Genomic DNA, 12972 nt, shown 5'->3' on the forward strand with positions numbered 1-12972 from the left:
GCCCCCCGGGGGCGGGACGGGCGGGCAAGGGGGCGGCCCCTCCCGCTCCCGGCCCACCCGGGTGCCGCCCCTGGCCCAGCACCTGTGCCGGGTGCGCGTCCAGAGGGGTCCCGGCCAGGCCCCGACACCGGACGCCCGTCCAGGAGGAGCCCGGCACTCCTCGTACCGGAAAGGCAGGTCCCCAACCCCGCCCCTTCACCTAAACCCGCGGGGCAATTGCACGGTTCCGTGCAGGCGCGTCGTGGCTGGTCGCGCAGTTCCCCGCGCCCCTGACGGGGCACGAAGCGGTCGCGCCCGCGCGGCGGAGCCGCAGAGCCAGCACAGTCCCGCGCCCCTAGAGGGGCGCCCCCTCCGCGGCGGAGTCGTACACCGGCCCCGCCCATCCACCCCGTACACCCCACACACCCAGGGACGACATGACCCAGCACCTCGCTGCCCCTGCCACGAGCGCCACCCAGGCCCCGGCCGCCACCCCCACCCCCTGGTGGCGCGACGCCGTGATCTACCAGGTCTACCCCCGCAGCTTCGCCGACGGCAACGGTGACGGCATGGGCGACCTCGCCGGAGTCAGGTCCCGCCTTCCCTACCTCCGCGACCTCGGCGTCGACGCCGTCTGGCTCAGCCCCTTCTACGCCTCCCCGCAGGCCGACGCCGGGTACGACGTCGCCGACTACCGCGCCATCGACCCCATGTTCGGCACCCTCCTCGACGCCGACGGCCTCATCCGGGACGCCCACGCGCTGGGCCTGCGCGTCATCACCGACCTCGTCCCCAACCACTCCTCCGACCAGCACGAGTGGTTCAAGCGCGCCCTCGCGGACGGACCCCAGTCGCCCCTCCGCGCCCGTTATCACTTCCGCCCCGGGAAGGGGGAAGGCGGCGAACTCCCGCCGAACGACTGGGAGTCGGTCTTCGGCGGTCCCGCCTGGACCCGTACCACCGCCCCCGACGGCACCCCCGGCGACTGGTACCTCCACCTCTTCGCCCCCGAGCAGCCCGACTTCAACTGGGAGAACGCGGCCGTCGCCGACGAGTTCCGCTCGATCCTGCGCTTCTGGCTCGACATGGGCGTCGACGGCTTCCGGATCGACGTCGCCCACGGTCTGGTCAAGGCCGACGGGCTCCCCGACATCGGCTCCCACGACCAGCTCAAGCTGCTCGGCAATGACGTGATGCCCTTCTTCGACCAGGACGGCGTCCACGCCATCTACCGCGCCTGGCGCGAAATCCTCGACGAGTACCCCGGCGAACGCATCGGCGTCGCCGAAGCCTGGACCCCCACCGTCGAGCGCACCGCCAACTACGTCCGCCCCGACGAACTCCACCAGGCCTTCAACTTCCAGTACCTGGGCACCCATTGGGAGGCCGAAGCGCTGCGCGAGGTCATCGACACCTCCCTCGCCGCCATGCGCCCCGTCGACGCCCCCGCCACCTGGGTCCTCTCCAACCACGACGTGACCCGCCACGCCACCCGCTTCGCCAACCCGCCCGGCCTCGGCACCCAGATCCGCACCGCCGGGGACCGCGAACTGGGCCTGCGCCGCGCCCGCGCCGCCACCCTCCTGATGCTCGCCCTGCCCGGCTCGGCGTACGTCTACCAGGGCGAGGAGCTCGGCCTCCCCGACGTCACCGACCTCCCCGACGAGGTCCGCCAGGACCCCTCCTTCTTCCGCGCCGCCGGGCAGGACGGTTACCGCGACGGCTGCCGGGTGCCGATCCCGTGGACGGCCACCGGTCCCTCGTACGGTTTCGGCGAGGGCGGCAGCTGGCTCCCGCAGCCCGACTCCTGGGCGGCCCTCTCGGTCGAGTCCCAGACCGGCGACCCGAACTCCACCCTGGAGCTCTACCGCTCCGCCCTCGCCGTCCGCCGCTCCCACCCCGACCTGGGCGCGGGCACGGACGTGCAGTGGCGGGACACCCCGTCCGGCGTCCTGGCCTTCTCCCGCGGCGAGTTCGTCTGCACCGCCAACACCACCACCGAGCCGGTACGCATCCAGGCCCCCGGCCGCGTGCTTCTCTCCAGCGCCGAAGTGGCCGTCGAGGAGGGCGAGTTGATCCTCCCCGCCGACAGCACCGTCTGGTGGTCCGTGTGACACACCCCGCGCCGGGGAGCGGCACCCCCGCTCCCCGGCTGGCCCACATCGCCACGCAGGCCAAGGTCAGCGAGGCGACGGTGAGCCGCGTCCTGAACGGCAAGCCGGGCGTGGCCGCCGCCACCCGCCACCGGGTGCTCGCCGCCCTCGACGTCCTGGGCTACGCCCGCCCCGTACGCCTGAAACCCCGCGCGACGGACCTCATCGGCCTGGTCACCCCGGAGCTGACCAACCCGATCTTCCCGGCCTTCGCCCAGATCATCGAGCAACAGCTCGCGGGCCACGGCTACACCCCGATCCTCTGCACCCAGATCCCGGGCGGCGCCACCGAGGACGAACTCGTCGAACAGCTCGTCGACCGGGGCGTCGGCGGCATCATCTTCCTCTCCGGCCTGCACGCCGACCTCTCCGCCGACCCCGCCCGCTACGACTCCCTGGCCGCGCGCGGCATCCCGTACGTCCTGATCAACGGCTACAACGACCGCATCAGCGCACCCTTCGTCTCCCCGGACGACCACGCGGCGGTCCGCATGGCCGTCACCCACCTCGCCGACCTGGGCCACACCCGCATCGGTCTGGCGGTCGGCCCGGTCCGTTACGTCCCCTCCCACCGCAAGCGCGAGGCGTACCTCGCCGCGCTCGGGGACAGCGCCGAAGAAACCGTCCAGCACACCCTCTTCAGCGTCGAGGGCGGCCAGGCCGCGGCCGTCGCCCTCCTCGACCAGGGCTGTACGGGCATCATCTGCGGCAGCGACATGATGGCCCTCGGCGTGATCCGCGCCGCCCGCGACCGGGGCCTGCACGTCCCCCACGACCTCTCCGTCGTCGGCTACGACGACTCCCCCCTCATCCCCTTCACCGACCCGCCCCTGACCACCGTCCGCCAACCGGTCCACGCCATGGCCTCGGCAGCGGTGGGCGCACTCCTGGAGGAACTGGGCGGCAACCCCGTCCAGCGCACGGAGTACGTCTTCCAGCCGGAGCTGGTGGTACGGGGCTCCACCTCCCAGGCCCGCCCCTGAACCGGCAGGTTCACCGGCCGATCGGTGCGGCCCCCGTCGCCGCGAGGGACAGGTCCCACAGCCGCGCCGCGGCGTCGGGATCGACGGCGTACCGGCGGACGCCGCCGTCGTCCATCGGGGTGCCGGGGGCGGTGACGCGGGCGACGTCGCAGTCCTCCAGATAGAGACCGCCGTGCCCGTCGAGGAGCGGTGACGTCGCCGCCCACACGCCGGTGGCGGCTCCTTGGGAAGGACTCTTGAAGTCGGCCGCGACGAGGTTCCCGTACGTGTCCACCCACCCCCGCTCCACCTGCTCCTGGAGCGTCATCTCCCGCTGGAGCCCGGTCAGGATCTTCCCCGGATGCAGGGCGAAGGCCCGGACGCCGTCGCTGCGGCCGAGAGCGTCGAGGTGCACCGCGAACAGGGAGTTCGCGGTCTTGGCCTGCCCGTAGGCCAGCCACTTGTCGTATCCGGTGCGAAAGTGCGGGTCGTGCCAGCGGAAGTCGGTGAGGGTGTGCCCGGCCGAGCTGTTGACGACGACGCGGGCGCCGCCTCGGGCGGCGAGGAGGGGATACAGCGCGCAGGTGAGCGCGAAGTGCCCGAAGTGGTTGGCGGCGAGCTGACTCTCCCAGCCGGGCCCGACGTGCCGTTCGGGGGTGGCCATGACCCCGGCGAGGCACAGCAGCATGTCCACGCTGTCGGTGACGTCGCCGATCAACGCGGCAGCGGCACGGACGGATCCGAGGTCGGTCAGCTCCAGGGGAAGGACCTCGCATCCCGGCACGTCCGCGAGGGCGGCACGGGCGGCCCCGGGCCGGCGCGCCGGAACCACGACGCGCGCTCCGGCCGAGGCCAGCCCCCGGGCGGTCGCCAGGCCGAGCCCGGAGGAGCCGCCGGTGACGACGGCGGTGCGCCCGGAGAGGTCGATGCCCGCGAGGACGTCCTCGACCGTACTGGTCGCGAAATGGGGGGAGTTGAGCGGTTGCTGCACGCTGCTGCTGGTCATGGCCACGACGCTACGATCTAGAGGACGGTCTAGATCAAGCGGCGAGGTGGAGGGGCGCATGACGGCCACCGGGCACCCGGCGGATTCCCTGAGCATCGGCGAGGTGGCCGACCGCACCGGCCTCAGCGTGCACGCGCTGCGGTTCTACGAGCGCGAGGGGCTGCTGGTCGGCCCGGTCCGGCGCACCACGGGGGGCCGCAGGCGGTACTCACCCGTCGACGTGGAGTGGCTCCTGGTCTGCGTGAAGCTCCGCGAATCGGCCATGCCGCTCGCCGAGCTCAAACGGTTCGCGGAGCTGGTCCGGGCGGGCCGCGGCAACGAGGCGGAACGCCTGCGCCTGCTGGACGCGCACCGCAGCCGGGTGGATGCGCAGATACGGGCGCTGGGGGAGTGCCGATCGGTGATCAACTGGAAGGTGGGGGTGTACGCGGAGCACCTGGAGCGGGGCGAGGCCGGGGGCCTCTGGGACCCGACGGGCTGAGGCCCGACAAGCCGTTCGGCACGGCGTCCACCGAGGCGGGGCGTTGCGTGGCGTGGCGGTCAGGTTCGTTCCGCCCCGAAGGCCGCCCGCAAGGTCTCCCGATGCGTGCGTACGTAGCGGATGTCCGCCGCATACAGATCGGCGTGGCCCTCCGCGAGGTGCCGCTGGAACGCCGCGTCGCCCTGCCGGGCCTGCTCCCGCATGAAGTCGATCAGGGCCTGCAACCGGTCCGGTACGACGTCCAGCACCTCGGCGCCCACCAGGTGTGCCCCGTACGCCCGGCAGAAGGCGGCCACCCGTCGCCCCTGCTCCTGCGGCGTACCGAAGCTCTCGGTGTTGGCCGGGGCCTGCAAGGGGGCGAAGCGGTAGACCGCGTACGCGACGTCCCACACGCGAGGGCCGGGGTGCGCCGTGTCGAAGTCGATGAAGGCGACCGCCCGCCCGTCGCGCACCACGCAGTTGTACTGCGCCGCGTCGCCGTGGCACATCACCTCGGCCGGTGCGCGGGGCGGGAACAGCCATGCGTCGTCGGGGCGGGCGGCGAAGCCGGTGCTCGCGTCGTGCAGGGAGCGCAGGAGGGCGGCCGCGGAGGTGAGGAGTTCGGGGGTGCGCAGGTCCGGGGTGAGCGTGTCCGGGACGTGGCCGTCGAGGAAGGTGAGCCGCTCGCGGCCGTCGGGCGCGAAGCCGCGCGGCTCGGGTGCGCCGTGGAAACCCCGGGCGTGGAGGTGCCGCAGGAGGCGGTGGACCGCCGGGGCCGCGGGGGAGGGCGGGCGGTGGACGACGTCCCCGTGGCGGTGGACGACGTTCACGCCGCCCCGGAACTCCTGCTGGTCGGGCATCAGTCCTCCGGTGTCTCGACGATGACGAGGGTGCCCGTGCTCCCGGGGCGGACCGTGTGCCGCGCACCCGCCGGGACCAGGAACAGCTCGCCGGAGTGCAGGGTGAAATCCCGCGCGTCCACGGTGAGTTCGAGGCGACCGTCGAGGACGAGGAGGGCCTCGGTGGTGGGGTGGCTCTCCTCCGTCACCGGCAGCGCGTCCATGCGCAGCACCTTCACGCAGGCCGTCCCCACCCGGCCCAGGGCGCGCGAGCGCCACGCCTCCGGCAGGCCCGCCGAGGTCTCCAGCAGGTTGACCGCTTCCATGGCACACCCCTTCCGGCGACCCCGCACCGACGGGACCGCACATCAATTTCCCTGGATGGCTGGGAAGTTACCCGACCTGCATGGACGGGTGGTCGACCGTTCGGCAAAGGCTGTCGGTGGAACGGGTCTCTGCGCGAAGGGTTGACCCCGTCAGGGCCTCCTCGTAGCGTCACCCCGCAAGAAATTCCCGGTACTTGCTGCAAGAAGATGCAGAAGCCTGCGCAGTGCCCCCACCGGAGGAATCCCCATGCCCCGCAGACTCCCCACCGCCCTCGCCCTCCTCGCCGCCACCAGTGCCCTCCTCGTCGCCCCCGGACCCGCCGCCCAGGCCTCCCCGCCCGGCGGCAAGGACGTCACCGCCGTGCTCTTCGAGTGGAGGTTCAGCTCCGTCGCGAAGGCCTGTACCGACCGGCTCGGGCCCGCCGGTTACGGCTACGTCCAGGTCTCGCCGCCGCAGGAGCACATCCAGGGCGGCCAGTGGTGGACCTCGTGCCAGCCCGTCAGCTACCGGATCGCCGGGCGGCTGGGCGACCGTACGGCCTTCAAGGCCATGGTCGACACCTGTCACGGGGCGGGTGTGAAGGTCGTCGCGGACTCCGTCATCAACCACATGGCGGCGGGCGACGGCACGGGCACGGGCGGCTCCCCGTACCGGAAGTACGACTACCCCGGCACCTACTCCGGCTTCGACCTGGACGACTGCCGCGCCCCGATCACCGACTACCGCAACCGCTCCAACGTCCAGAACTGCGAACTGGTCGGCCTCGCCGACCTCGACACGGGCGAGGAGTACGTCCGCACCCGCATCGCCGCCTACCTCGACGACCTCCGCTCCCTCGGCGTCGACGGCTTCCGCATCGACGCCGCCAAGCACATGCCGGCCGCCGACCTCGCCGCGATCAGGGGCAGGCTGCGCGACCCGGGCGCGTACTGGAAGCAGGAGGCCATTTACGGCGAGGGGGAGGCGGTCTCCCCGAGCGAGTACCTCGGGACCGGGGACGTCCAGGAGTTCCGGTACGCGCGCGGGCTGAAGTCCGCCTTCCAGGGCGGCAGTCTGTCCTGGCTGAAGAACTTCGGCGAGGGCTGGGGCTTCATGGCGTCCGGGAAGTCGTCCGTCTTCGTCGACAACCACGACACCGAGCGCGGCGGCGACACCCTCAACTACAAGGCCGGCAGCACCTATACGCTCGCCAACGTCTTCATGCTGGCGTGGCCCTACGGATCGCCCGACGTCCACTCCGGGTACGAGTGGACCGACAAGGACGCGGGCCCGCCCAACGGCGGCCAGGTGAACGCCTGTTACGCCGACGGCTGGAAGTGCCAGCACGACTGGCGCGAGATCGCCTCCATGGTGGCCCTGCGCAACACCGCCACGGGACAGCCGGTCACGGGCTGGTGGGACAACGGCGGCAACCAGATCGCCTTCGGGCGCGGCGACAAGGCGTACGTGGTCATCAACCGCGAGGGCGCCCCGCTGACCCGTACCTTCCAGACGTCCCTGCCCGGCGGGACCTACTGCGACGTCCAGAGCAACCGCCCGGTGACGGTCGACGGCTCGGGCCGCTTCACCGCGACCGCCCCGTCGGGCACGGCGATCGCCCTGCACGCGGGCGCACGGGCCTGTTAACAGTGCGGGGGCGGTACGGGGGCGGCCCACAGGTCGGCCCGCCCCCGTCTGACCAGCCCAAATACCCGTCCCGTCCAACCTCTTGACCCCTCCCCGCCTCCCTCGTACCGTCACGCGCAAGAACTTTCTGCCGTCTTGCTGCAAGAACATTCAGCAGTGGAGCCGCATCCCCGCCGCCTCCCGCCAGGCCACCGCCCCATCAGGAGACCCCGCCCGTGATACCCACCCCCCTGCGAAGAGCCGTCGTCGGCGTCGTGAGTGCGGCCCTGTGCGCCGCACTCGCCCCCGCCGCGCTCGCCTTCGCCGACCCCGGCCCCGCCGCCCCGAAGGCGCCCGCCCCGCCCTCCGACGCCCACCTGGCCAAACAGCCCGCCCGGCACGACCTCACCCGGGACCAGTTCTACTTCGTCCTCCCCGACCGCTTCGCCAACGGCGACCCGCGCAACGACCGGGGCGGCCTCACCGGCACCCGTCTCGACCACGGCTTCGACCCCGCCGACAAGGGCTTCTACCAGGGCGGCGACCTCAAGGGGCTGACCGACCGGCTCGACTACATCAAGGGTCTCGGGACCACCGCCATCTGGATGGCCCCGATCTTCAAGAACAAGCCCGTGCAGGGGGCGGGGAAGGACGCCTCCGCCGGGTACCACGGGTACTGGATCACCGACTTCACCCAGGTCGACCCCCACTTCGGGACCAACGCCGACCTGGCGCGGCTCATCGACAAGGCCCACGCCAAGGGCATGAAGGTCTTCTTCGACGTCATCACCAACCACACCGCCGACACCGTCGACTACGCCGAGAAGAAGTACGGGTACCGGCCGAAGGGTGCGTATCCGTACCTCGACAAGGAGGGTCGGCCCTTCGACGACCGCGCGAAGACGGGCAAGGTCGACCGGGACTCCTTCCCCTACACCCCCGCCCCGCGCGCCGGCGAGCGCAAGACGCCCGCCTGGCTCAACGACCCGCTGATGTACCACAACCGGGGCGACTCCACCTTCGCCGGTGAGAGCGCCGAGTACGGCGACTTCTCCGGCCTCGACGACCTCTGGACCGAACGGCCCGAGGTCGTCCGGGGGATGGAGGAGATCTACGAGAAGTGGGTGCGGGACTTCGACATCGACGGCTTCCGCATCGACACCGTCAAGCACGTCGACCTGGACTTCTGGACCCAGTGGGCCACCGCCCTCGACGCCTACGCCAAGAAGCGCGGGCGCGACGACTTTTTCCTGTTCGGCGAGGTGTACGACGCCGATCCGGCCGTCACTTCCCCCTACGTCACCCGCGGCCGCCTCGACGCCACCCTCGACTTCCCCCTCCAGGACGCCCTGCGCGGCTACGCCTCCCGGAGCGGCGGCGCCGACAGACTGGCCCGGGTCTACGGGGCCGACTACCGCTACACCACCGACAAGGCCAACGCGTACGAGCAGGTGACCTTCACCGGCAACCACGACATGGGCCGCATCGGCACCTTCCTGAAGCAGGACAACCCGAAGGCGACGGACGCCGAACTCGTCCAACGCGCGAGGCTGGCCAATGAGTTGATGTTCCTCGGGCGGGGGAATCCCGTCGTCTACTACGGCGACGAGCAGGGCTTCACCGGCGCGGGCGGCGACAAGGACTCCCGCCAGACCCTCTTCGCCTCCCAGACCCCCGACTACCTCGACGACGACCAGCTCGGCACCGACCGCACGCACGCCGACGACGCCTACGACACCACGCACCCGATCTACCGGTCCATCGCCGCACTGTCGAAGCTGACCACGGCGCACCCGGCCCTGCGCGACGGCGTGCAGGAGGAGCGGTACGCGGAAGGCTCCGTGTACGCCTTCTCCCGTACGGACGCCCGGCGCAAGGTCGAGTACGTCGTGGCCACCAACAGCGCCACCGAGGCCAAGACCGTCGAGATCCCGGTCGCGAGCGGCAGCGCCTTCCGTACGATCTACGGCGGCACCGCGGCCGTGACCCCCACCGGCGGGAAGGTCAAGGTCACCGTCCCCGCCCTCTCCAGCCTCGTCCTCCAGGCCGACAAGCCCCTCCCGGCCCCCGCCGCCAAGCCCTCCCTCACCCTGAAGGCACCGGCCCCCGGCGCCACCGGTACCGTCGAGATCGAGGCCGCACCCACCGGCGGGCAGCTCAACCGTGTCGTCTTCGCCGCCCAGGTCGGCAACGGACCCTGGCGCGTCCTCGGTTCCGCCGACCACGCCCCGTACAAGGTGACCCAGTACATCGACGCGGCCACGCATGCCGGAACCGCCCTGCGGTACAAGGCAGTTGTGGTGGACAGCGCCGGACGCACGGCCAGTGCCCCCGCCGCGACCACGGCGGGGAAGACACCCCCGCCCGAGAAGCCCCGCGCCGGGGAGCGCACGTACGCCGTCGTGCACTACAAGCGGGCGGACGGGGCGTACGACGGCTGGCAGCTCAAGTCCCCACTCGGGACGGGCGAGTTCACCGGGCGCGACGCCTACGGTGCCTTCGCCTGGGTGAAGCTGCCCGAGGGGGCGACCTCCTTCCCGTACACCGTCGAGAAGGGCGGCACCGCCGACGGGCCCGCGCGGACCGTCGACCTCGCCGCGACCGGAGAGGTCTGGGTCGAGCAGGGCAAGGACGGCCAGCTCACCAAGGCGCCCGAGGGTGCCTACCCGCCGCAGGACAAGACCAAGGTCGTCCTGCACTACCAGCGCACCGACGGGAACTACGACGGCTGGGGGCTCCACGTCTGGACCGGGGCCAAGGACCCCACCGACTGGGCCAAGCCGCTGCTGCCGGTGCGCAAGGACGCGTACGGCGTCACCTACGAGGTGCCTCTGGCGGCCGGGGCCACCTCCCTGTCGTACATCCTGCACAAGGGGGACGAGAAGGACCTGCCGACCGACCAGTCCCTCGACCTCGCCACGTACGGGCACGAGGTGTGGGCGCTCGCCGGGCAGCCGACGTACGTCCTGCCGCAGGCCGGGGGCGCGGGCGGGCTCGACCTCGGCAAGGCCGAGGCGCAGTGGATCGACCGCGACACCGTCGTCTGGAAGGTCAAGGCGACCGAGGCGACCAGCCAGCAACTGGTGTACGCGAAGGACGGCGGCATCGAGGTCGTCGACGGCGCGCTCAGCGACGAGGGGCAGTGGCTGCGGCTCAACCCGGGTGCACTGAGCGAGGCACAGAAGGCCAAGTACCCCCACCTGAAGGACTATCCGGCCTTCGTGGTCGACGCACGCGACCGCGACCGGGCCGAGGGCGCGCTGCGCGGGCAGGTCATCGCGACACAACGGGCCGCGAACGGCGCCCTGTTGGCGGCGACCGGCGTACAGCTCCCCGGAGTCCTCGACGCCACCTACGCGGCGAACGCCGAGAAGGCCGCGCTCGGGCCCGTCTTCCGGGAAGGCCGGCCGACGCTGTCCGTGTGGGCGCCCACCGCGCAGAAGGTCGTGCTCGACCTCGCCGGGCGCAAGGTGCCGATGCGGCGCGACGCACGCAGCGGTGTCTGGTCCGTGGAGGGCGAACGGGGGTGGGCCGGAAAGCCGTACGTGTACGAGGTGACCATCTGGGCCCCCAGCGTGCGGAAGGTCGTCACGAACCGGGTCACCGACCCGTACTCCACCGCGCTGACGACGGACTCGGCGCGCAGCCTGGTGGTGGACCTGCGTGACCCGAAGCTCGCGCCCCAGGGGTGGAACGGGCTGAAGAAGCCCGCCGCCGTGCCCCTGCGGAACGCGCAGATCCAGGAGCTCCACGTCCGGGACTTCTCCGTCGAGGACCGGACCGCCCGGCACCCCGGGCAGTACCTCGCCTTCACGGACACCGGGTCCCAGGGCGTCCAGCACCTGCGGAAGCTGGCCGCCGCCGGGACCTCGTACGTACATCTGCTGCCCGTCTTCGACATCGGGACCGTACCGGAGAAGAAGTCCGAACAGGCCGTCCCCGCCTGCGACTTGGCGTCGTACGCGAAGGACTCGGAGGAGCAGCAGGCCTGCGTGGGCAAGGTCGCGGCGAAGGACGCCTACAACTGGGGGTACGACCCGCTGCACTACACCGTGCCCGAGGGCTCGTACGCCAGTGACCCGGAGGGGACGCGGCGCACGGTCGAGTTCCGGCAGATGGTGCAGGCGCTCAACGGGAGCGGGCTGCGGACCGTGATGGACGTGGTCTACAACCACACCGTCGCCGCCGGGCAGTCGGAGAAGTCGGTGCTCGACCGGATCGTGCCGGGCTACTACCAGCGGCTGATGCCCGACGGGTCCGTGGCCACCTCCACCTGCTGCGCCAACACCGCGCCCGAGAACGCCATGATGGGCAAGCTGGTCGTGGACTCCGTCGTCACCTGGGCGAAGGAGTACAAGGTCGACGGATTCCGCTTCGACCTCATGGGGCACCACCCCAAGGCCAACATCCTGGCCGTCCGCAAGGCGCTCGACGCGCTGACCGTCGCGAAGGACGGCGTCGACGGCAAGGCGATCGTCCTGTACGGCGAGGGCTGGAACTTCGGCGAGATCGCCGACGACGCGCGCTTCGTGCAGGCCACGCAGAAGAACATGGCGGGCACCGGCATCGCGACCTTCTCCGACCGGGCGCGGGACGCGGTGCGGGGCGGCGGGCCGTTCGACGAGGACCCGGGCGTTCAGGGGTTCGCGTCGGGGCTGTTCACCGACCCCAACTCCTCGTCCGGCAATGGGAGTCCGCAGGAGCAGCGGGCACGGCTGCTGCACTACCAGGACCTGCTGAAGGTCGGGCTGAGCGGGAACCTCGCGGGCTACTCGTTCGTGGACAGCGGCGGGCGTACGGTCACGGGGGCGCAGGTCGACTACAACGGCTCCCCGGCGGGATACGCCGCCGCTCCCGGGGACGCCCTCGCCTACGCCGACGCCCACGACAACGAGAGCCTCTTCGACGCACTGGCCTTCAAGCTGCCGGTCAGGACGTCGGCGGGGGACCGGGCGCGGATGCAGGTGCTGGGGATGGCGACGGCGGCCCTGTCGCAGGGGCCCGCGCTGTCCCAGGCGGGGAGCGACCTGCTGCGGTCCAAGTCGCTGGACCGGAACTCCTACGACAGCGGGGACTGGTTCAACGCGATCCACTGGGAGTGCCGGGACGGCAACGGCTTCGGGCGGGGGCTGCCCATGGCGGCGGACAACCGGCCCAAGTGGGGCTTCGGGAAGCCGCTGCTGACGTCGGTCGCGGTCGGCTGCCCGGAGATCGAGGGGGCGTCGGCGGCGTACCGGGACCTGCTGAAGATCCGCACGACGGAGGCGGACTTCGCGCTGGCCACGGCCGGGGAGGTCCAGTCCCGGCTCTCCTTCCCGCTGTCGGGGAAGGGGGAGACCCCGGGGGTCGTGACGATGCGGCTCGGGGAACTGGTGGTCGTCTTCAACGCGACGCCGGGGGAGGTGCGGCAGGCCGTGCCCGGGGCTGCGGGACGGGGCTTCGGGCTGCACCCGGTGCAGGCTCAGGGTGCCGACCCGGTGGTCAAGCGATCCTCGTACGAGGCGTCCTCGGGGACCTTCACGGTCCCGGCCCGGACGGTGGCGGTCTTCCGCGCGACGGGGTGAGCGTGGGGGCTGGGTGCGGGGTGCCGCGTGCCGGGTCCGGGTGCGGGGTGCCGGGGGCGGGCCTCTTCGTGTCGTCC

General features: G+C 72.0%; 7 protein-coding genes and 1 pseudogene. 5 read left to right on the forward strand and 3 right to left on the reverse strand.

Translation table 11 applies throughout. From position 1 onward, the window contains the following. Nucleotides 1-416 precede the first annotated feature (416 nt). Nucleotides 417-2093 (forward strand): glycoside hydrolase family 13 protein, encoded by a 1677-nt coding sequence (locus tag ACIO3O_RS29840; RefSeq protein ID WP_401751246.1) that lies wholly within the window; start codon nt 417-419, stop codon nt 2091-2093. Further along, nucleotides 2078-3115 (forward strand): LacI family DNA-binding transcriptional regulator, encoded by a 1038-nt coding sequence (locus tag ACIO3O_RS29845; RefSeq protein WP_401751535.1) that lies wholly within the window; start codon nt 2078-2080, stop codon nt 3113-3115. The genes ACIO3O_RS29840 and ACIO3O_RS29845 overlap by 16 nt, the downstream gene beginning before the upstream one ends. 10 nt (nt 3116-3125) lie before the next feature. On the opposite strand, the gene ACIO3O_RS29850 is transcribed toward ACIO3O_RS29845, so the two are convergent. Then, nucleotides 3126-4100 carry an oxidoreductase gene (locus tag ACIO3O_RS29850; protein ID WP_401751248.1) on the reverse strand — a complete coding sequence of 325 codons (975 nt, stop codon included), beginning with the start codon at nt 4098-4100 and terminating at the stop codon, nt 3126-3128. Between the two features lie 58 nt (nt 4101-4158). Here ACIO3O_RS29850 and ACIO3O_RS29855 point away from each other — a divergent pair, with 58 nt between their 5' ends. Further along, nucleotides 4159-4581, forward strand: coding sequence for a MerR family transcriptional regulator (locus ACIO3O_RS29855; protein ID WP_401751250.1), 423 nt, complete (start codon nt 4159-4161; stop codon nt 4579-4581). 59 nt (nt 4582-4640) lie between these two features. Here ACIO3O_RS29855 and ACIO3O_RS29860 read toward each other — a convergent pair whose 3' ends face one another. Both ACIO3O_RS29860 and ACIO3O_RS29865 read right to left on the reverse strand, forming a co-directional pair. Next, nucleotides 4641-5420 (reverse strand): phosphotransferase, encoded by a 780-nt coding sequence (locus ACIO3O_RS29860; protein ID WP_401751251.1) that lies wholly within the window; start codon nt 5418-5420, stop codon nt 4641-4643. Continuing rightward, a complete protein-coding gene (locus ACIO3O_RS29865) occupies nt 5420-5725 on the reverse strand; it encodes a cupin domain-containing protein (protein WP_401751253.1) in 306 nt (101 codons plus the stop codon). The genes ACIO3O_RS29860 and ACIO3O_RS29865 overlap by 1 nt, the downstream gene beginning before the upstream one ends. A 247-nt stretch (nt 5726-5972) precedes the next feature. On the opposite strand from ACIO3O_RS29865, the pseudogene ACIO3O_RS29870 reads away from it, so the two are divergent. Together ACIO3O_RS29870 and pulA are read left to right on the forward strand one after the other, a co-directional pair. Then, nucleotides 5973-7349: pseudogene (locus ACIO3O_RS29870) on the forward strand (alpha-amylase family protein); the annotation flags it as partial. A gap of 218 nt (nt 7350-7567) precedes the next feature. Next, nucleotides 7568-12895 (forward strand): pullulanase-type alpha-1,6-glucosidase, encoded by a 5328-nt coding sequence (gene pulA, locus ACIO3O_RS29875; RefSeq protein WP_401751254.1) that lies wholly within the window; start codon nt 7568-7570, stop codon nt 12893-12895. Nucleotides 12896-12972 lie beyond the last annotated feature (77 nt).

It is taken from the genome of Streptomyces sp. NPDC087440 (assembly GCF_044744005.1).
Classification (GTDB): Bacteria; Actinomycetota; Actinomycetes; order Streptomycetales; family Streptomycetaceae; genus Streptomyces.

Bases quoted from the DNA above. Each gene is read 5' to 3' on its own strand.
- ACIO3O_RS29860 (WP_401751251.1), bottom strand. From the start codon at position 5,420: ATGCCCGACCAGCAGGAGTTCCGGGGCGGCGTGAACGTCGTCCACCGC.
- ACIO3O_RS29865 (WP_401751253.1), bottom strand. From the start codon at position 5,725: ATGGAAGCGGTCAACCTGCTGGAGACCTCGGCGGGCCTGCCGGAGGCG.
- ACIO3O_RS29850 (WP_401751248.1), bottom strand. From the start codon at position 4,100: ATGACCAGCAGCAGCGTGCAGCAACCGCTCAACTCCCCCCATTTCGCG.
- ACIO3O_RS29840 (WP_401751246.1), top strand. From the start codon at position 417: ATGACCCAGCACCTCGCTGCCCCTGCCACGAGCGCCACCCAGGCCCCG.
- ACIO3O_RS29855 (WP_401751250.1), top strand. From the start codon at position 4,159: ATGACGGCCACCGGGCACCCGGCGGATTCCCTGAGCATCGGCGAGGTG.